The 312-nt window shown below is 41.3% G+C and carries 1 pseudogene; it reads left to right on the forward strand.

From position 1 onward, the window contains the following. A pseudogene (locus HMPREF3050_RS01730) lies at positions 1-312 on the forward strand (outer membrane insertion C- signal); the annotation flags it as partial.

Raw genomic sequence — 312 nt, forward strand, 5'->3', positions numbered from 1 at the left:
GATGAAATCGTCTTTACCGATGATAAAGGTATCAAATCTATCAAAACAGCGGACAAAGCAGATGTTGAAGCCGACGAGTTCCAAGGGCTGGGCTTGAAAAAAGCTGTGAAAAATACCCAAAAAGCTACTGCTCAAGCTACATTGGCAGCAATTGAGAATGATCAAGAGCTTAATGGTTTCAAAGAAGGCGATCAAATTGTTGTAACTAAAGAAGACGGTTCAAAAGTCATCCGTACTGCCAAGAAAGAAGATGTTGAAGCTGACGGCTTTGGCGGAAAAGGTTTGAAAGAAGTTGTAGCTGCACACGATGAA

It is taken from the genome of Neisseria sp. HMSC065D04 (assembly GCF_001815675.1).
GTDB lineage: Bacteria > Pseudomonadota > Gammaproteobacteria > Burkholderiales > Neisseriaceae > Neisseria.